Consider the following 19564-nt stretch of genomic DNA (forward strand, 5'->3'; position numbering starts at 1 on the left):
AAGTTTTTCATAAAAAAAAGCCATTACGTAATTCGTAATGGCGTTTATGGTATTGATTATATCTTTTCTTAGTAATCTCCTAAGGTTTCTGGATTTTGAGCTAAGGCAACCTCTAATTGCTCATCGTTTGGTGCTTTACCATGCCATGCATGTGTATGCATCATAAAATCAACTCCATTTCCCATTTCTGTACGTAATAATACACAAACTGGCTTTCCGTTTCCTGTACGTGACTTTGCTTCTGCCATTCCTGCTAAAACAGCTTCTACATTATTACCTTCAGTAATTTCTACAACATCCCAACCAAAAGCTTCAAATTTAGCTTTTAAGCTTCCCATAGCTAAAACTTCATCCGTAGAACCATCAATTTGCTTTTCGTTTACATCTACTGTAGAGATTAAGTTGTCAACTTTTTTAGCCGCTGCATACATCACAGCTTCCCAAATTTGACCTTCTTGCAACTCTCCATCACCATGTAATGAATATATCGTTTTGTTGTCTCCATCTAACTTTTTTGCTTGAGCTGCACCAATAGCAACACTCATACCTTGGCCTAACGATCCTGAAGCAATGCGTATTCCTGGTAAATGCTCGTGTGTAGTTGGGTGTCCTTGTAAACGAGAGTCTAGTTTTCTAAAAGTAGCTAACTCCGCTACCGGAAAAAATCCGCTACGAGCTAAAACACTATAATAAACTGGCGAAATATGCCCGTTTGATAAAAAGAATAAATCTTCGTTTTTACCATCCATAGAAAAATCAGTAGAATAATCCATGATTTCTTGGTATAAACACGTAAAAAATTCTGCACATCCTAAAGAACCTCCTGGATGTCCTGAATTTACAGCATGTACCATGCGTACGATGTCTCTACGAACTTGTTGTGTAAACTCTTGTAATTGTTGTGTTGTTGGCATTATTGTTTTGTTTTATGCCCACAAATGTAATTGATTATGTAAAAATGAGCAATTACTTTTTTATTTAAGTAAAAGAAAAAGGGTTCATATGAGTTACGTTTTCTTTTTCGTTAAATTTTCCCTTTCTAATTGAATAATTACTGAACCCTTTATTTACGTGGTTCAAATAACTTGTTTGTTTGTTTAATACACAAATAGTTGTACTCTGTTTTTATAAAAATTGACTTCCAAAAACAAGCAAAAAATTCATTTATAGATAATTATAAAAATAAGAAAATCATGTCTTTTTGATACTTTTAGATTCTAGTAATAGTAAAAGGCTATAAGTCTTCTTACTATTTAAGTAAGTATTAATTTAACAGTTCTTCTACATTTTGATATTGAACTCCAAAAAGGTAGTATTCGTTATTATTAGGAACTTTTAACGTAATCGTTAAGCTTTTGTCAGTTCCTAAAGTGTATTCTATAGCAGCTACATTTATTTGCTGATAAAAAGGGAATATTACTTGTTCTGGAATAGATGTTAGTAAACTTACTGTTTCTTCTGTATATGTTCCAGAAATATGAATTTTTATTGTCATATCTGAAACAGCAGATACATAAGAATTAATGTTTTTTAACATTCCTGTTTTGGGATTAAAAACTTCATCCCAAGATATTACAGAGTCATCCCAATTACTTGGAGTATGATATGCGTATAAAAAAGCAGCAGATGAAAACCAATTTCCAAAGTTAATTTTCTGTGTAGTAGATTTACTAAAAGCTATGCTTACTGTTACAACTGATTTTGCTACTTCATTAGTAAAATTATCTAAAGAGGTATTTACAACTAAAACAGGAAATTCTGGGTAAACAGGAATGCGTATAACTTGTTCGTTTGATTTTACAATAATTTTTGACTGTGAGGAGTTTCCTATTACTCCTTTAAAAGTATTTAAGCTAGGTGTATACTTTGGTATTGTATATGGGACTATCCAGTTTGTTGCGTTATTATAATCATTCAACCCTATTTGAATCGCTAAAGGTTGGTTTATTTGAGCATTTAAAATTCTCCCATACACCTCACTAAAATAATTTAGAGGAAGGGCGCTATCAAAAAACTCGGTTCCTACTGGAATAGTATCTAATAAAACTGAGAAATCAGCTTCGTTTGTGGGTAAATTTGGTAAAGATGCATAGAATGTAAAATTACTTAATTGTGCGTTAAATAACTCTGCCAGTTCGTTTAATACTAAATAATTAAAACTCTCGGGGGACTTCATTATTCATTATTTTAAGTTAACTATAATAAATTTATGTAAAAGGTTAAGTAGAGCACATGGTTTTCATGTGCTCTCTTAACTATAAGATTAAATTAATCTTGAAGGTGCTTTTAAAACATGGTTTGTACTACCACCTGTTACAGCTCTATCTGTTGGAATTACTCCCATACCAAAAATTTGTAAATCTCCTGGTGCTGATGTAATTGTTACAGAAATCGTTTTATCATCATTAAATTTATAGCTAGATGTAGCTTTTGATGATGATCCTGATGTATAGAATGGCCATACATTGGTCTCTGTACTTTTTTCAATTTCTTCAAAATCAGATTGACTATAAGTTGCCCAAGATTTTACAGTAATTGTGTAACCAGAAACAAGTAAAGCTTGGTTGGTTACTCTTTGTAAAGAACCAGATGGACCAAATAAATTATTCCAATCATCTTGATTTTGAAATTGATCAGGATTTTGGTACATATCAGTAAAATAACCAGAGAAAAACCATCCTCCTGCTCTAACAGCTAGAAAAGCATACTTATTAAAATTCATATCTACAGTAATTCTACTTGCAGAAGCTTTTTCATTTAATGGTTTTGAAACACTATTAGACTTCTTTCCCCAGAAACCAACTCCTGAAGAACCGTTGCTTTGTGCCCATGAGTTTTGAATATCATCATTAGACGTTTGAGAATCAAAATGAATTGCCGCAGAAGAACCTTTTTCAACTTGTAATTTTAACTCTTCAAAGGCTGGAGTGTATATAGGGTTAGTTCCCATGTTGCCTCCAATCCAATTGTTAGAGTTTGTATAATTACTCATTGCTATTTTATACAAGAATGTACCTGTATCTTCTGTTTTACTTAGCATTGTAGCGTAATTACCGCTTAAAGTATTTAAAGGGTTACCTTCATACAATACTCCTACAGATTTTGGGGGAACACCATCAAAATAGTTATATAGTTCTGACGCTGAACTTTGGACTGGTAATACACCTTGTATCATTTGAAAACTTTTGTCACTTAAGTTTAATGATTGACAAAGGGCATTATACATTCCATTAGTTGGAGTTTCCATATTTGCTCCAACTTGTTCTTTTACGACACCATTAGATGGTTCTGTAAGTTTTGTTGCCATGATAATTTAGTTTTAAGTTTAGTTTTTACCTACTCTATTTAGGCTTTTCGGTATACGCCTAAAAATCCAAAACTATTTAACAGATGATCAAGCTATTAAATTAAAGAATGAGGTATGAAGTATAAAGTTGCGCGCTAATCATAAACCATACAATACAAGTTTTGGTTTTACTCTTACTAAATTATATAAATAACAAACGAATCACTTTACAAAAACCTTAAACGTTGTTTATTAATACGTTAAGTAGTATTAAATAGGTACAAGGCTTAACCAAAAACAATATAAGACGCTAAAAAACAGATAATTACACATATGGATTATGTTTTCTGTTTTTTCTTTTTAGCTGCAGGAAATAATACATTGTTTAATATTAAACGATATCCAGGAGAGGTTGGGTGTAAGTCTAACTCTGTTTTAGGGTCTCCTACTCTATGCTGATAATCTTCAGGATCATGACCACCATAAAAAGTAAACATTCCTTTCCCTTTAGTTCCGTGAATATAGCGCCCCTCTCCATTGGTTTTATTGCCTCCTAAAACAATGACTGTAGATTTTATTGTATTAGGGTCAAAAGAAGTTGTTTGTCCCATAAAACCTTTAACTAACATAGTATGATTTTGGGTAAGCATTGTTGGAACTTGATCCCATTTTGCCGAAAACTCTTTCAATACAAAATAGTCTACCTCTTTTCTTATTCTTCGCTTACGAGTCATATCTATTGAAGAAAACTCATAGGTAGTAGGGTTACGAATCAATTCAAAATCTTTAAACGCAAGTGTTTTATTAAAGTTAATTTTCGATTGATAATTAGGCTCTGAAGCATCTCCATCAAACATTCCTTCACAAATATCTACCCCATCAGCAGCTAGTGCAATATCAAAGCTATCAGTTGCAGAACACATCGCAAACATAAACCCTCCGCCAACTACATAATCTCTAATTTTTTTGGCTACTGCTCCTTTTTCTTCAGACACTTTACTATACCCTAATCTTTTCGCTAAAGCTTCAGCATCTTTTTTTTGTTGAATATACCAAGGAGCTGTTCTAAAAGCTCCATAAAAACGTCCATACTGCCCTGTAAAGTCTTCATGATGTAAATGCAGCCACTCATACAATAACAATTTATCATTCAACACCTCTTCATCATATATTACATCAAAAGATATTTCAGCATACGTTAATACCATCGTTACCGCATCATCCCACGGCATTTTATCTTTAGGAGAATATACCGCTATTTTTGGTGCTTTTTCTAAAGTTACTGCTTCTTGGTTTTTTGAAGGTGAAGAAATTTCTTCTAAAATTAATGCTGATTTAGCATCTGAAATTATTTGATAGGAAACACCTCGTATTTTACATTCTTTTTCTACCGCTTCATTATTTTCAATTAAAAAAGCACCTCCATCATAATTTAATAACCATTTAGCTTTCAAACCATTTTGCAAAGCATAATACACAATACCATATGCTTTTAAATGATTCTTTTGATTTTCGTTACTCATAGGTACATAAATAAAGGATGCCCATAGTGAGTTTGAAAAAAGGAAAAATGTTAGTATGTAGAGAAATTGTTTCATTTATGAAGTTATTTTGCCTAAAAAGGTTTTTCCTAAGTTAGTTAATGAATAAAATTCACCTAAAAAAACATTATCTAAAGGACCAGGTACTATACTATTTGAAAAATTTACATCATATAACTCTTTTAACACCCCTAACCTTAGTAGATTATCTATTAAAACTAATTTAATTTCTTCATTAAAAGCTTCTAATTTTTCTTTTATTTCTTCTTTTAACAAGTGTCTATCTAATTTATCTAAAGAACTTAGTTTGTTAATTGATGAGAGCAGAACTATTTCATCAGAAGAAATTTGATTTAATATTTGAATAAATATATTATTACTATCAAATTTGTTTTCTGGATTTAAAGAGTTTGAAAGTAAATTAGCCCAACTATCTTTCATAAAATTATCTTCTTCATATGAACTATATTCTAGTAGTGTTGATAAATCCTTTACAGGAATTTTCTTTGGAGTTTCAATACCTTTTAATTTTAAAAACTCTTTAGCCTTTAAAATTATGCCTACTTTATTTTTAAACCTCCAATACTCTACTTTATCAGTAAGTATTCCTGTTCCTTCTATCAAAGGAGCAGCTATTAGTTTCTCAATAAAGTTTAACGCTTTTTCTGCTGCTAAGCCAATTCCATTAATTTTTTCTAACTCTTCTTTCATTATAAAACTAAAATACACAATTACTTCGAAGTAATTGTGTATTCTATAATATTTTAAGTTTTATTTAAAGATTAAAACGGAACATCATCGTCACTTGGACCAAAAGCATCTTCTGGTGAAGCAAAATTACTAGACGCTACTTCATCGTTAAACCCTGAGTTCATACTCGATTGGAATTCACTACTAAACCCTTCTTCTAAATCTGAGAACTTTGCTAAGTGTCCTGTAAACTTCAAACGAATATTATCTAATCCACCATTACGGTGTTTTGCTACAATAAACTCCCCTTGTCCTTCACATGGCGAATGATCGTCGTCATCCCATTCTGTCATTCCATAGTATTCAGGACGATAAATAAACGATACAATATCGGCATCCTGCTCAATTGCTCCAGATTCACGAAGATCGGATAGTAACGGACGTTTACTTCCTCCACGGGTTTCAACCGCACGTGATAACTGAGAAAGGGCAATTACAGGTACATTTAATTCTTTACCTAGTGCTTTTAAGTTACGCGAAATCGTCGAAATTTCTTGTTCACGGTTACCTCCTGCTCCTCCTGCTGTCATTAGCTGTAAGTAATCAATAATTAAGATTTTAACTCCGTGTTGTGACACTAAACGACGTGCTTTTGCACGTAAATCGAAAATAGATAATGCTGGTGTATCATCTATAAAAATAGGGGCATCCGAAAGTTTTTTCACTTTCACGTTTAACTGCTCCCATTCGTGTGGCTCTAAATTTCCTTTACGTAATTTTTCTGATGTCAATCCTGTCTCAGAAGAAATCATACGGGTGATTAACTGTACAGATGACATCTCTAATGAAAATACAGCTACCGCATGATTAAAATCAATTGCCATGTTCTTTGCCATCGATATTACGAAGGCTGTTTTACCCATACCAGGACGAGCTGCAATGATAATTAAATCGGAAGGCTGCCAACCTGATGTTAAAGCATCTAGTTTTGTAAATCCAGTGGCCAAACCACTCATTCCTTCCTTGGTAGAAATCTCTTGGATTTTATTAATCGATTGTTGTACTAACGAATCAGCTCTTTCTGCTCCTTTTTTAAGGTTTCCTTGTGTTACTTCAAATAGTTTTCCTTCGGCGTCATCTAATAAATCAAAAACATCTACAGTTTCATCATACGCATTTTCAATAATTTCTGAAGAGATAGTAATTAGCTTACGCTGAATGAATTTTTCTAGAATAATTCTAGAGTGAAATTCAATATGTGCAGATGAGGCAACTTTTTGGGTTAACCCAATTAAGTAAAAATCTCCTCCTGCTAAATCTAACTTTCCATTTTTCTTTAATTGATTTGATACAGAAAGTAAATCAATTGGTTCTGAGTTTTGGAAAAGCTCGTAAATAGCGGCATAAATTTCTTGGTGCCTTTTATCATAAAAAGCATCAGGATGTAAAATATCAATTACTTCATCAATCCCTTTTTTATCAATCATCATAGCCCCCAAAACAGCCTCTTCTAACTCTAAAGCCTGTGGTGGTAACTTTCCTTTTTCTAAGCTTATAATTCTAGCTTTATCTATTTTTGTTCCTTTGAGAGATTGGGTTCTTTCCATAATAGCAAAAGTAAATTTTTAAGATGATATTAGTAGAGACATTATTCAATTTTCTTTATGCACATTTTTTGTAAATAAACTGTTATTAACTTGTTGATAACCTTACAACTTTCTTATTTTTGGTGGCATGCATAACCTAAAAAAATATTTTTTTGTTGCTTTATTTCTGCCTATTCAAGTAATTTTTGTGCTTTTTATAAGCCAAAAACCACAATGGATTGAATTTTATTATAGTAATGGAATTTACCCGTATATTTCACAATTCTTTCGAATTATTCTAGGTTGGATTCCTTTTTCTGTTGGGGATATAATTGGTTTTGTTTTATTGTATCTTTTATTAAAATCTATCTATTTTTTAATTAAAAAAAGGTTTCAAAACTTCCTTCCTAAGTTAGTAAAATTTATTGCAATTTTATCTATTATTTATTTTTGTTTTTATGCTTTTTGGGGATTAAATTATTTTAGAGAGCCGTTAGCTAAAAATCTTAAACTAAAACAATCTACCTATACAACTGAAGAATTAATTTCAACTACTAAGAAGATTGTAACAGAATTAAACAAAGTTCATTTACAAATAACAAAAAATGATTCAGTAGCTATAATTGTTCCTTATTCTCAAAGAGAAATTTACAGTTTAGCTCCTAACGGTTTTCAAGAACTATCAAAAACTTATCCTCAATTAGTTTATCAAACTTCCTCAATTAAAAGTTCATTGGTAAGTTTATTTCAGTCATACAATGGAACATCTGGATATTTAAATCCAATAACGGGAGAAGCTCAGGTAAATAATATGATTCCTAAAACTGGTTATCCCGCAACTATTTGTCATGAAATGGCGCATCAAATTGGTTGGGCTGCTGAAAACGATGCTAATTTTGTAAGCTTTTTAGCTTCAATAGCTAATAAAGACTTGTATTTTAAATATTCTGGATATCGTATGGCTTATAATTATTGTATTGGTCAAGTTTATAAGAGAGATAAAGAATTAGGTAAAGAAATTGCCAAAACAGTAAATAAAGGTGTATATAAGGACTATAAAGCGACTTATTTACATTGGAAACAGTTTAAAAACCCTATTGAGCCGTATTTAAAAAAAGGGTACAACTCTTACCTTAAAGCCAATAATCAATCAAAAGGAATTCAATCATACAGTTATGTTGTTGATTTATTAATAGCATATTATAAAAAGAAAGATTCCTGAAAATTTCATTGTATTTCAATTGATAAAATACATTTGAATTGGCTATTTTTGGTGCTTTAAAAATACTACGATGAACAAACAACATATAATCGACCGATTTGTAAAATATGTAACTATTGATACTGAAAGTGACCCTAATAACCCTGCATTTCCAAGTACTGAAAAGCAATGGAATTTAGCTAAGGTTCTTGAAAAAGAACTAAAGGAAATAGGAATGGAAGATGTTGAATTAGACGAGAATTGTTATTTAATGGCAACGTTACCTAGTAACTTAAATTACGAAGTACCAACTATTGGTTTTGTTGCTCATATTGATACAAGTCCAGATTTTACTGGAGCTAATGTAAAACCTCAAATTCATGAGAATTACGACGGAAAAGATATCTTATTAAACAAAGAAGAAAACATCGTTTTATCTCCTGATTATTTTGATGATTTACTACAATATAAAGGACAAACTATAATCACTACTGACGGTACTACCTTATTAGGTGCTGATGATAAAGCAGGTGTTACTGAAATTGTTTCTGCAATGGAGTACTTAATCCAACACCCAGAAATTAAGCATGGCAAAATCCGTATTTGCTTTACTCCTGATGAAGAAGTTGGTAAAGGTGCACATATGTTTGATGTTGAAAAGTTTGGTGCAGAATGGGCTTACACCATGGATGGAAGTCAAATTGGAGAACTAGAATATGAAAACTTTAATGCAGCTGGTGCTACAGTTACTATTCAAGGTAAAATTGTACACCCAGGATATGCAAAAGGCAAAATGATTAATTCTATGCTTATTGCTAGTGAGTTTATCAATGCATTGCCTGAAGATGAAGTTCCTGAAAGAACAACTGGTTATGAAGGTTTCTTCCACCTACACCACATGGAAGGTAAAGTTGAGCAAACTACGTTGAGCTATATTATTAGAGATCATGATATGGACCAGTTTAACAACCGTAAAAAAGCGATATTAGATTTAGCTGAAGTTTTAAATGCTAAACGTGGACAAAAGTTAATTAGTGTTGAAATTAAAGATCAATATTTTAACATGAAAGAAAAGGTAACTCCTGTAATGCACATTGTTGATATTGCTGAAGAGGTAATGAAAGATATGGGAATTACTCCGTTAATTAAACCCATTCGTGGTGGTACTGACGGTTCTCAATTATCGTATAAAGGCTTACCATGCCCTAATATTTTTGCTGGCGGACATAACTTTCATGGACGTTACGAGTATGTTCCTGCTGAAAGTATAGTAAAGGCTAGTGAAGTAATTGTTGGAATTGCACAAAAAGTTGCGGTAAAATTTAAGTAATCTTACACTAGCTTTTATAAAATCAAAAACTCTAGCTTCCGCTAGAGTTTTTTTTATGATATTTTACCCCTTAAAAAATATCATTTTGTTTGAAATAAATCCCCTTAATTTTATTTCATAGCAAATATGATTCTTTTGAAAAGATTATATCATAGGAAAATTCCCTTTTGCTTAGACGCAAAACTCCCTAATTTCACAAAAAAACACAAATTTGTGAATTTCTTTCATTTTATTTTTTGTAATCAGTTACCTATATACTTTTGCCCATAAATATTAAAGTAAATGAATAGACAAGACCTTTTAAAGTTAGCCGATAAATATCAGTCACCTTTGTATGTTTACGACACTGAAAAAATTATTTCTCAGTATAAAAAGATAACATCTGCTTTTTCTAAAGTAAAAAACGTAAAGATTAATTATGCTGTTAAAGCTTTATCAAATATCAATATTCTAAAGGTTTTCAACAAGCTTAACAGCGGTTTAGATACAGTTTCTATTCAAGAGGTTAAACTTGGTTTATTAGCAGGGTTTGAGCCTCATGAAATTATATATACACCTAATGGAGTTTCTCTACAAGAAATAGAAGAAGTTGCTAAATTAGGTGTTCAAATTAATATTGATAATCTGTCTATTTTAGAATTATTCGGGCAAAAACACCCTAAAATCCCAGTTTGTATTCGTATTAACCCGCATGTAATGGCTGGTGGAAATAGTAAAATATCTGTAGGTCATATCGATTCTAAGTTTGGAATTTCAATTCATCAAGTACCTCATATAAAAAGAGTTGTTGAAAATACAGGAATGCATATTAATGGAATACATATGCATACAGGTTCTGATATTTTAGATATTGATACTTTTATAAGGGCCACAGAAATTTTATTTGATACTGCACGACAGTTTAAAGACATTGATTTTATTGATTTTGGTAGTGGTTTTAAAGTTCCTTATAAAAAAGACGATATTTCAACCGATATAAATGAATTAGGTAAAAAACTATCTACGAGGTTTAATGAGTTCTGTAAAAATTACGGAAAAGAAGTTACTTTAATGTTTGAGCCTGGAAAATTTTTGGTAAGTGAAGCTGGATGTTTTTTAGCAAAAGTAAATGTTATTAAGCAAACAACTTCAACTGTTTTTGCTGGTATTGATAGCGGTTTAAATCACTTAATACGTCCAATGTTTTACAACTCTTATCATTACATTGAAAACCTATCTAACCCAAAAGGAAGAGAACGCTTTTACAGTATAGTTGGATATATTTGTGAAAATGATACCTTTGGTTCTAATAGAAGAATCAATGAAATAGCTGAAGACGATATATTATGTTTTCATAATGCGGGTGCTTATTGCTTTTCTATGGCTTCAAATTATAATTCAAGGTTTAGACCTGCTGAAGTTATGATTTACAAAGGAAAAGATTATTTGATTAGAAAAAGAGAAACTATGGACGATATTCTTAAAAATCAAGAAAGTATTATCTTATAATCCTAGATTTAAAAACTCTGACCTTAATAAGGCCAGAGTTTTTTTAAAATATAATCAACCCCTCAAAGACTATATTTTAAAACGTTGTAATTAAAGTCCCCTATCTTTATTTACGTCTACAAATATCACTTATTTATTTCAACAATTTCACAGGAAAAGCACCCTTTATCACAAAATATTCAGGCAAAAAGCAAAAAAACCACTCAAAAAATGAGTGGCTTTATAAGTCTTTTGTTCTTATTTATTAAAATATGTAACGTAATCCTATTTGCATTTGCCAACGAGACAATAAACTAGAGTCAAAGCCAAATGTTTTTATAGAGTTTGGAGTAAATGAATATGTAGGAGTGTTACCTGCGTCTAAACTAACACCTAAAGGCTGTAAATTATTAGGTTGCTGAACCACTCCCCAATCAGAATTTAGTAAATTTCCTACATTTAATATATCAAGACTTAATTGGATTGTATTTTGTTTTTCATCAGAAACATTAAAATTAAAGTCTTGTAATATTTTTAAATCCCATTTGCCTCTCCATGGCGCTAAAGCTCCGTAACGTTCAACATACTGCCCTCTAATCCCTTTTAAATAATCATCTTGTTGTATATAACTTTCAAAAGCTGCTGCTTGGGCAGGGTCACTAAATTGCATTTGATTTACTTCTGAACTCGTTGGAACATATAGTAAGTCATTTACAGCTGAACCATCGTTATTAATATCTCCTCCATAAGTATAATTAAACCTTCCTCCTTGTGCATACTCAAAGAAAGTTGAGATAGTTGTTGCAAACTTATTTCCTCCATAAGTAAACTTTTTAGAAAGTATACCAATAACTCTATGCGTATCACCATATTTAGAATATGATAAGATGTCGTTATTTGCATTTCCTACAACAGGATTAAATGCAAAAGCATCTCCCGTGATTTCTGCTTCAATTGAGTTTACATCCTGTGCATTTAAGTAATTATAGGCTACACTTGTATACAACCCGTTATCAAAAGTTTTTTGAAGCTTTAAAGAAGCATTCCAAACACGACCTTTATCAGAGTTTGTAAATACGTAAGCATTATTTCCTTTATCACTTCCGCCATATATTTCTCTAGTATCAAATGGCGTATTTAAAGTCGCACTAGGCTCTCTTAGTCCCCAGTTTTGTACATGTGCACCATTGATATCCTTTGTATAAGAAATGTCAGTAGTCGCTATAATTCCATTTTCAAACTTCCAATCTAAGCCTAAATTTGTTCTCCATACTTGTGGAAATTTAAAATCTGGATCAACCAATTGGAAAAAACCATCATCTGCCCCGCTTACCTGATTTCCAATCCACACAAAAGGTAAACGTCCTGTGAATACACCTGAACCTCCACGAAGCTGCATCGTATTATTTCCTTTTACATCCCAATTAAAACCTACTCTCGGTGAAATTAACCATTGATTCGTAGGCATTTTGGTTGAAAGTAATTGTTGTTCTTCACCTGTATTAGGGTTGTAGTACAATACTGAATTATCTCTTGTTGCGCCATTATCAGTATCTATAAATTTCTGAATCAAACTAGAAGTATTAAAATACAAAGGCTTATCAAAACGAACACCATACGTTAACTTAAACTTATCGTTCACTTCCCATTCATCTTGTACATAAAAAGCTAATTGACCTACATTTAATTCAGATAATTTCCAACCGCCGTCTACTCCTACTCCTGCTGCATTTTGAGCATCATATCTGCTTTTTGCATAAGCTAAATTAGTCGCTAAAATACCATTGGGATCAGCTGCATCATTTAAAAAGTTAGCCATATTAGGATATGGTCCTCCAAAACCTGGGATATTAAATGTTCCTCTATACGGAAAGGTTCCGAAATTATCATAAGCCCCTAGATTAAATGAGTTTTCAAATTCAAATTGTTCAAATGAAAAACCAACTGTATATGTATGATCTCCTTTGAAAAAATTCATATTATTAGTCAATTGAAAAACTCGTTGATCTAGTGTATTGTGAATAGAAAAAGGCTCATGACCGGCTATAATATAATTACTACCGCTACCATCTTCAATAGAAATTACTGGTGCAGGTGTAGATAACGGATTTCTAAAATCGTCAAAATGCGTATAGCCTATTTGCAACTTATTGGTTGTTGTTTCTGATAAGTTAGAGTTTAATTCTAACTGAAAAGAGTTTAGATTATTATTAATTTCATACCCCGAATTTTCAAATTGTAAGGTAGAAAAGCTTGGCCCCCTATTTCCTAAAGCTGTTGGATGAGCTGGGGTTTCTTTTGAAGCTCTTAAAAAGTTATAAATTAATGCTAATCTATTTTTATCGTTGATATTCCAATCTAATTTAAAAATTCCTTTTGTAGATTCAGAACCGTACGTAAATCCTTTATAAGCTCCTGTATCATATCCTAAAGCAGCCAACGCATCACGAACAGCTATCATATCAGATTCTAGTACTCTAGATTCATTAATAGCGCCGCTCCCTGTGTTTGGTACCCAACCTGCTGTACCTAAATCTTCTCTATCATCTTTTTCAAAATTCGCAAAGAAGAACAACTTATCTTTAATTAAAGGTCCTCCTAAACTAATTCCATATTGACTTTGACTTAACTTAGGTTTTACGACTTTCTGCCCTTTAATTTTTCCTCCAGTCATATCTTGATTTCTGTAAAACCCATAAACTGTACCTGTAAATTCGTTAGTACCACTTTTGGTTACAGCATTTACAGAAGCACCTGTAAACCCTGATAAAGTTACATCATACGGCGCTGTAGAAACTGAAATTTGTTCAATTGCATCTAACGAAATTGGTTGAGAACCTGTTTGTCCCCCAGGTGTTGGTGAATCTAAACCAAAAGGGTTATTAAAAATAGATCCGTCTAATGAAAAGTTATTGAACTGATCGTTTCTTCCTCCAAATGAATTTCCACTCGCAGTTGGTTCTAAACGCGTAAAATCTGCAGCTGAACGTGAAATAGTAGGTAATGTCTTTAGCTGAATTGAACTAACACTAGTTTGTGCTCCTGTTCTATCATTATTAAAAACTTTACTTCTTGAAGAAGAAATAACAACTTCTTCTAATTGCTCTCCATCCTCAGATAAAATACCGTCAATATTGGTTGTTTTACCTAAAGTTAAATAAATGTTGGTTACTTCTTGCGATTCAAACCCTATATAACTAAACGTTACTTTATATGGCCCTCCTACTCTTAAATTAGGTATGGTATATCTACCATTATCTTGAGCTACAGCTCCTGATATAGTACCTGTTGGCTCATGCAAAACGACAATGTTAGCACCAAACAAAGGTTCACCTTGATTGTCTGTTACAACTCCTTTTATTTTTGATGTGGTTACCTGGGAATAGATGGATAAACTCAAAAAAACAAAAGAAAAAATTAGTATTTTTTTCATAATAGTTCTGATTTTGTTTATGTTACATTTCAAATTTAAGCATAAAAAAAATCCGCTCGACCGAGCGGATTTTTTCTTTATTAACATGTATTTAACAATTTAGTTACTATTCAGCAACTACTTCAAATACGATGTCAGCTACAACAGCTCTGTGTAAACGTACAGCAGCGTTGTATTTTCCTAATCTTTTTACGTTACCTCCAGTAACTTTGATAAATTTCTTATCTACTTCAGTACCTGCTTTAGCTAATGCTGCAGCAACATCAATGTTGTTTACTGAACCAAATAATTTATCTCCAGAACCTACTTTAGAAGCTATTTTGATTTCATAACCTTTAACAGTTTCAGCTATTTTGTTAGCGTCTTCTATTAATTTAGCTTCTTTATAAGCACGTTGCTTTAAGTTTTCTGCTAATACTTTTTTAGCTGAAGAAGTAGCTAAAATTGCATATCCATGAGGTATTAGGTAGTTACGTCCATAACCATTCTTAACAGTTACAACATCGTCTTTAAAACCTAAGTTTTCTACGTCTTGTTTTAATATCAATTCCATGTTTCTACTTCTTTATTATTTTAACATATCTCCAACGTAAGGCATTAAAGCTAAGTGACGAGCTCTTTTAATAGCTTGAGCCACTTTACGTTGATATTTTAATGATGTTCCTGTTAAACGTCTTGGTAAAATCTTACCTTGTTCGTTTACTAAATACATTAAGAAGTCTGCATCTTTGTAATCGATGTATTTAATACCGTTTTTCTTGAAACGACAGTATTTAGCTTCCTTTTTAGTTTCGATATCAAGCGGAGTTAAGTAACGTACTTCTCCTTGCTTGTTTCCTTTTGCTTGTTGTTCTATAGATGCCATTTCTTACTTTTTTGCAGATTTAACACGGTTTCTTCTCTTTTCAGCCCAAGCTGCAGCATGCTTATCTAACTTTACAGTTAAATAACGCATAACGCTATCGTCACGTCTAAACTCTAATTCAAACGGAGCAATTGCATCACCTGCTACTTTGTACTCAAATAAGTGGTAAAATCCACTTTTTTTCTTCTCGATTGGATACGCTAATTTTTTTAAGCCCCAATCTTCTTTAGAAATCATTTCTGCACCTTTAGAAAGTAAATAGTCCTCAAACTTCTTTACTGCTTCCTTTATCTGAGTTTCAGATAAAACGGGATTCAAAATGAAAACAGTTTCGTAATGATTCATAATTAAATTATTTAAAATTTATTTTTAAGCCTGCAAATATACTGCTTTTTAATCCATAAACAAACTCTATTACTTAAATAATTTAATGATTTTGTGTACGTTTGTAACTAAACACTCTTTTTTATGCAAATCCCTGAAATCCCTAATTTGGTTCATTACGCTATTCCCTTTTTTATTTTGACTGTTATTATAGAAGTTATATTAACGGTTAAAGTAAAACTAGAAGATTATGAATTTAAAGATGCAGCTACTTCTATTACTATGGGATTAGGTAATGTTTTTATAGGATTACTTACAAAAGGATTAATTTTTGGAGTGTTTTTCTTTTTATATCAATACCGATTGTTCACTATCTCTTTTACTTGGTGGGCTTGGTTGATTTTATTATTTGCTGAAGATTTTGCTTACTACTGGAATCATAGGATTGCACATGAGAGTAGACTATTTTGGGCGAGCCATGTGGTGCATCATTCTTCAACAAAATATAATTTGAGTACGGCATTACGCCAAACTTGGTCAGGTAGTTTTTATACATTTATATTTTGGGCGCCACTAGCAATTATAGGATTTCATCCATTAATGATAGTTACTCAAATGAGTATTAGTTTATTATATCAATACTGGATTCATACCGAGCTCATTGATAAACTACCTAAATGGTTTGAAGCTGTTTTTAATACACCAAGTCACCATAGAGTACATCATGCTACCAACCCTCAATATTTAGACAGAAATCATGCAGGAATCTTTATTATTTGGGATAAACTTTTTGGAACTTTTGAACCTGAAGTTGAAAAACCAGTATATGGCTTAGTTAAAAACATCAATACTTACAACCCTATTAAAGTGGCTTTTATTGAATGGTACAATATGTTTAACGATGTTTTTACCAGTAAAACTACACTAAGAAAAAGATTACTGTATTTTTTTAAACCTCCTGGTTGGAAACACGACGGTACTGGAAAGCTTTCAATGCATTTACGTAAAGAATGGGAAGAAAATAAAAAAGGAGAAGTTTAAACTTCTCCTTTTTTATTGTCACCTCCAAAGGCATATAATTCCCCGAGGTTTGCCTTAATTTTACTAATTAATATCAAATCGAACTCCTAATGAAATATTTCTTGTATCAGTATCTTTAAATAATGGATTTAAATCATATTTAGCATATAACCCAATTCCTTGGTAAGCGACATAAGCACTTAATCCGTAGTTATATTTATTCATATTAAAATTATTCTTCTGAACTTCTTCAACCGTAACTCCTTGCGCATTTTTGTATTCTAAATATTGGCGAGTTCCTAATTTAAAACCAAAGAAACCACCTACTCCAACTTGGAAGCTTTGATGTGTTCTATCAACAATTTCTCCATCAGAATATTTTTTGTTTTTCGAAAAATCGAACTCTAAATGCATTGGAAAGGTCATTTGTACATGTCGTAATCTACTTTCAGAAAGTTGTTCTGGGTGAATACTTAAATTTGTTTCATTTCCATTTACAGTATGATATTGATTGTTTTTTGCTCTTAAATTATTCCACAGAAAAGACAATCCATATTTAAAATATGTTTTTGAAGGTTCTTTTGACAACCGTGTTTTCCATGTAAAACCTAACTCATAAAAATGCGATTGCCAAAACTTATAATCTGAATCCTTTAAAGAGCTTAGTTTATTATTTGTTAATGTATTATTTGCTCCTAAAGCAATAACAAATTGTGTTGTAGTTCTTTTTCTTCTTCTTTTCTTTTCTCTTTCAACTTCATCTTCTTCATCGTCAGAAAAGTTTAGTCTGAACTTAAATTTTGCTATTTCAAAAGTTTGTTCTCGTGATTCTTCTTCATTGCTAAATATTTTACCGTCAATTTTGTCTTGTACAAGTTGTTGTAGTTTTTGTTCCTGAAAACTAACTTTTTTCTCTATTTGAGCTGCATGATAGGCTGCTGTTTCTTTTTTTAATATAGCAGCTTCATCAAACGATATTGTATTCTTTTCTAATTTTGTATTAATCTCTTTTACTCGAATCTTTAAAGAGTCTTTTTGCTGCTTAGTAATACTATCAATACTCATTGATATTTTCTTGACTTCTTTTTCAAATACTTTTTCTTGAGATTGGGCAATAGTTGTTACAAACAACACTAACAATAGTATTCTTTTCATTTTGATAATTTTAAATTGATAATAATTTGGAATGGTTAATTATCGATAATTAATAAGCGCTTTTATTTATTTCTCTCTACAATTGCTACAGCAATATCGGATATTCTTGATTTTAGTTTTTGCATAAAGTTTCCCTTAAACTCTTCATCATCAATCGTTCTTTCAACTTCTGCTAAAATAGTATTAGGATCTATTTTTAAGTTAGACTTTTTTAGTTCGTCTTCAATAGTTTTTAACACATCTTCTCTCTTTACTTTATGCTTTGCATAGTATTCTTTAACCTCTTCAGAACTATGTGTTACTGCAAATAGCAAATCGTCACTAATTACTTTTACTCTTGAATTAGATTCTTTCTTTTTTGTTTCTATTGGCTTATCCAATTTTCCTACTACTACTTCTTCTTTTCGTAGTTCTTCTTTTTGGATGTTTTTAAAGACTTTATCTTCTTTTTTTAAGGTAGAACTCTTAATTACAGTAATCTTTTTCTTCTTCTTTAATTGTTTTTCTTGTTGATTTTCTTCTGTCTGCACTACAGCTTCATCTGTATTTCTAAGGAACTTTTCTATGCCTTTATTATTAATTTTCAGTGTATCAACTGGAGTATCAACTATAACATCTTCAATTGGTGCTTTTGACTCTGAATCTTTAAAATAGAAGGCTACAAAGCTTATAAACAAAGTAAAACCTGCTGCATACCCTACATATAAAAACCAGTTCCTTTTTTTTGTTACTTCTCGACTATCTAAACGAGTCTCTAACCTTTCCCATGCTGAATTAGATGGTTTTAGTTCTCTGTTTTTAAGCTTTTCAGCTATATGCTTATCAATATTATTGCTTGACATTTCTTACTTTATTAATTTTCTCGTAACTAGCTTGTAAACATTTACGAGCTTTAAATAATTGTGACTTTGAGGTACTTTCAGAAATCTGTAATTTTTCTGCGACCTCTGAATGTTTATGTCCTTCAATAGCATATAAATTAAACACTAATTTATACCCCTCAGGTAACTCATCTATTAACCTTTGAATATCTTCTACCGAGGTATTTTCAAGGTTTACTGTTGCAGCTTCATTAAAAACAAAATCTTCATCCGATACTTGAACAGGGTTCTTTTTTCGTAAATAACTTATACAGGTATTTACCATAATTCTACGAATCCAGCCTTCAAAGCTCCCCATTTCTTTAAACTCCTCAATATTGGTAAAAACTTTAAAAAAGCCCTGTAGCATTAAATCTTCTGCATGATGTAAGTCTTTTACATACTGCCTGCAAACTCCTAACATTTTTGGAGAATGTTGCTCAAATATTAGTTGCTGAGCTTCTCTACTTTGTTTTTTTGCTTGTTTTATAAGCGAAGCTTCTTTGTTATGTAATGAAATAATTTTCAAATCAATAGGTACGTTTTTTTATAGCCTTACAAATATAAAGACTACCGAACTTGAAAAAAGGTTGCCTGAAGAATAAAAAAACCTCCGAACTTGTTATAAGACCGGAGGTTCAAATACCATAATTAAATGATATTTCAGGGGGGACTAGCTCTTTTTGTGTCTCCTCTGAATTATGTGGCAAAGTTATACTATATCAACAAATATATTTACAGGAAAAAACCTAGATATACATTAAAAATTCATTTAAAAACATTTTCTTACAAAACTTGCCCAATAT

General features: G+C 31.6%; 17 protein-coding genes. 4 read left to right on the top strand and 13 right to left on the bottom strand.

Features of this window, described 5'->3' with window-relative positions; all coding sequences use genetic code 11:
• Positions 1 to 68 precede the first annotated feature (68 nt).
• The 6 genes from Q4517_RS08645 to dnaB form a co-directional block, all read right to left on the bottom strand.
• Positions 69 to 914, bottom strand: a complete 846-nt coding sequence (locus Q4517_RS08645; RefSeq protein WP_303508126.1) for a transketolase — start codon at positions 912 to 914, stop codon at positions 69 to 71.
• A gap of 350 nt (positions 915 to 1264) precedes the next feature.
• A complete protein-coding gene (locus Q4517_RS08650) occupies positions 1265 to 2176 on the bottom strand; it encodes a hypothetical protein (protein ID WP_303508127.1) in 912 nt (303 codons plus the stop codon).
• 87 nt (positions 2177 to 2263) lie between these two features.
• A complete protein-coding gene (locus tag Q4517_RS08655; RefSeq protein WP_303508128.1) occupies positions 2264 to 3307 on the bottom strand; it encodes a hypothetical protein in 1044 nt (347 codons plus the stop codon).
• 317 nt (positions 3308 to 3624) lie between these two features.
• The gene (locus Q4517_RS08660) at positions 3625 to 4884 is read right to left on the bottom strand and encodes an asparagine synthetase B (RefSeq protein ID WP_303508129.1); all 1260 of its coding nucleotides are present in this window, start codon (positions 4882 to 4884) and stop codon (positions 3625 to 3627) included.
• The gene (locus Q4517_RS08665; RefSeq protein WP_303508130.1) at positions 4885 to 5538 is read right to left on the bottom strand and encodes an Abi-alpha family protein; all 654 of its coding nucleotides are present in this window, start codon (positions 5536 to 5538) and stop codon (positions 4885 to 4887) included.
• A 71-nt stretch (positions 5539 to 5609) separates the two neighbouring features.
• The gene (gene dnaB, locus Q4517_RS08670; protein ID WP_303508131.1) at positions 5610 to 7124 is read right to left on the bottom strand and encodes a replicative DNA helicase; all 1515 of its coding nucleotides are present in this window, start codon (positions 7122 to 7124) and stop codon (positions 5610 to 5612) included.
• Between the two features lie 127 nt (positions 7125 to 7251).
• Between dnaB and Q4517_RS08675 the strand changes: the two genes are divergently transcribed.
• The 3 genes from Q4517_RS08675 to lysA all read left to right on the top strand — a co-directional run bounded on the left by Q4517_RS08675 (position 7252) and on the right by lysA (position 11122).
• Positions 7252 to 8325, top strand: coding sequence for a DUF3810 domain-containing protein (locus tag Q4517_RS08675; protein WP_303508132.1), 1074 nt, complete (start codon positions 7252 to 7254; stop codon positions 8323 to 8325).
• 70 nt (positions 8326 to 8395) lie between these two features.
• Entirely contained in the window at positions 8396 to 9634 is a 1239-nt protein-coding gene (pepT, locus tag Q4517_RS08680; protein ID WP_303508133.1) for a peptidase T, read from the top strand.
• Between the two features lie 282 nt (positions 9635 to 9916).
• Positions 9917 to 11122, top strand: a complete 1206-nt coding sequence (lysA, locus tag Q4517_RS08685; RefSeq protein ID WP_303508134.1) for a diaminopimelate decarboxylase — start codon at positions 9917 to 9919, stop codon at positions 11120 to 11122.
• A gap of 244 nt (positions 11123 to 11366) precedes the next feature.
• Here the strand turns inward: lysA and Q4517_RS08690 are convergent, their stop codons facing one another.
• From Q4517_RS08690 to rpsF, 4 genes are all read right to left on the bottom strand, one after another.
• Positions 11367 to 14534 (bottom strand): carboxypeptidase regulatory-like domain-containing protein, encoded by a 3168-nt coding sequence (locus tag Q4517_RS08690; RefSeq protein ID WP_303508135.1) that lies wholly within the window; start codon positions 14532 to 14534, stop codon positions 11367 to 11369.
• A gap of 106 nt (positions 14535 to 14640) precedes the next feature.
• Positions 14641 to 15087 (bottom strand): 50S ribosomal protein L9, encoded by a 447-nt coding sequence (rplI, locus tag Q4517_RS08695; protein WP_115901608.1) that lies wholly within the window; start codon positions 15085 to 15087, stop codon positions 14641 to 14643.
• A 15-nt stretch (positions 15088 to 15102) separates the two neighbouring features.
• Positions 15103 to 15399 carry a 30S ribosomal protein S18 gene (gene rpsR / locus Q4517_RS08700; protein ID WP_028892048.1) on the bottom strand — a complete coding sequence of 99 codons (297 nt, stop codon included), beginning with the start codon at positions 15397 to 15399 and terminating at the stop codon, positions 15103 to 15105.
• Positions 15400 to 15402: 3 nt separating this feature from the next.
• The gene (gene rpsF, locus Q4517_RS08705) at positions 15403 to 15744 is read right to left on the bottom strand and encodes a 30S ribosomal protein S6 (RefSeq protein WP_099214475.1); all 342 of its coding nucleotides are present in this window, start codon (positions 15742 to 15744) and stop codon (positions 15403 to 15405) included.
• A gap of 123 nt (positions 15745 to 15867) precedes the next feature.
• Here rpsF and Q4517_RS08710 point away from each other — a divergent pair, with 123 nt between their 5' ends.
• Entirely contained in the window at positions 15868 to 16764 is an 897-nt protein-coding gene (locus Q4517_RS08710; protein WP_303508136.1) for a sterol desaturase family protein, read from the top strand.
• 63 nt (positions 16765 to 16827) lie between these two features.
• Here Q4517_RS08710 and Q4517_RS08715 read toward each other — a convergent pair whose 3' ends face one another.
• The 3 genes from Q4517_RS08715 to Q4517_RS08725 form a co-directional block, all read right to left on the bottom strand.
• The gene (locus Q4517_RS08715; protein WP_303508137.1) at positions 16828 to 17898 is read right to left on the bottom strand and encodes a hypothetical protein; all 1071 of its coding nucleotides are present in this window, start codon (positions 17896 to 17898) and stop codon (positions 16828 to 16830) included.
• A gap of 62 nt (positions 17899 to 17960) precedes the next feature.
• Complete coding sequence (locus Q4517_RS08720; protein ID WP_303508138.1) at positions 17961 to 18740, bottom strand: hypothetical protein; 780 nt, start codon at positions 18738 to 18740, stop codon at positions 17961 to 17963.
• On the bottom strand, positions 18727 to 19287 hold the full coding sequence (locus tag Q4517_RS08725) for an RNA polymerase sigma factor (RefSeq protein ID WP_303508139.1): 561 nt from the start codon (positions 19285 to 19287) through the stop codon (positions 18727 to 18729). Before Q4517_RS08725 ends, Q4517_RS08720 begins: the two co-directional genes overlap by 14 nt.
• Positions 19288 to 19564 lie beyond the last annotated feature (277 nt).

This window comes from Tenacibaculum sp. 1_MG-2023 (assembly GCF_030547425.1).
Taxonomy (GTDB): Bacteria; Bacteroidota; Bacteroidia; order Flavobacteriales; family Flavobacteriaceae; genus Polaribacter.

Bases quoted from the DNA above. Each gene is read 5' to 3' on its own strand.
- Q4517_RS08715 (WP_303508137.1), bottom strand. From the start codon at position 17,898: ATGAAAAGAATACTATTGTTAGTGTTGTTTGTAACAACTATTGCCCAA.
- Q4517_RS08665 (WP_303508130.1), bottom strand. From the start codon at position 5,538: ATGAAAGAAGAGTTAGAAAAAATTAATGGAATTGGCTTAGCAGCAGAA.
- Q4517_RS08675 (WP_303508132.1), top strand. From the start codon at position 7,252: ATGCATAACCTAAAAAAATATTTTTTTGTTGCTTTATTTCTGCCTATT.
- Q4517_RS08645 (WP_303508126.1), bottom strand. From the start codon at position 914: ATGCCAACAACACAACAATTACAAGAGTTTACACAACAAGTTCGTAGA.
- rplI (WP_115901608.1), bottom strand. From the start codon at position 15,087: ATGGAATTGATATTAAAACAAGACGTAGAAAACTTAGGTTTTAAAGAC.
- pepT (WP_303508133.1), top strand. From the start codon at position 8,396: ATGAACAAACAACATATAATCGACCGATTTGTAAAATATGTAACTATT.
- Q4517_RS08720 (WP_303508138.1), bottom strand. From the start codon at position 18,740: ATGTCAAGCAATAATATTGATAAGCATATAGCTGAAAAGCTTAAAAAC.
- Q4517_RS08655 (WP_303508128.1), bottom strand. From the start codon at position 3,307: ATGGCAACAAAACTTACAGAACCATCTAATGGTGTCGTAAAAGAACAA.
- rpsF (WP_099214475.1), bottom strand. From the start codon at position 15,744: ATGAATCATTACGAAACTGTTTTCATTTTGAATCCCGTTTTATCTGAA.
- rpsR (WP_028892048.1), bottom strand. From the start codon at position 15,399: ATGGCATCTATAGAACAACAAGCAAAAGGAAACAAGCAAGGAGAAGTA.
- Q4517_RS08650 (WP_303508127.1), bottom strand. From the start codon at position 2,176: ATGAAGTCCCCCGAGAGTTTTAATTATTTAGTATTAAACGAACTGGCA.
- lysA (WP_303508134.1), top strand. From the start codon at position 9,917: ATGAATAGACAAGACCTTTTAAAGTTAGCCGATAAATATCAGTCACCT.
- dnaB (WP_303508131.1), bottom strand. From the start codon at position 7,124: ATGGAAAGAACCCAATCTCTCAAAGGAACAAAAATAGATAAAGCTAGA.
- Q4517_RS08660 (WP_303508129.1), bottom strand. From the start codon at position 4,884: ATGAAACAATTTCTCTACATACTAACATTTTTCCTTTTTTCAAACTCA.
- Q4517_RS08690 (WP_303508135.1), bottom strand. From the start codon at position 14,534: ATGAAAAAAATACTAATTTTTTCTTTTGTTTTTTTGAGTTTATCCATC.
- Q4517_RS08710 (WP_303508136.1), top strand. From the start codon at position 15,868: ATGCAAATCCCTGAAATCCCTAATTTGGTTCATTACGCTATTCCCTTT.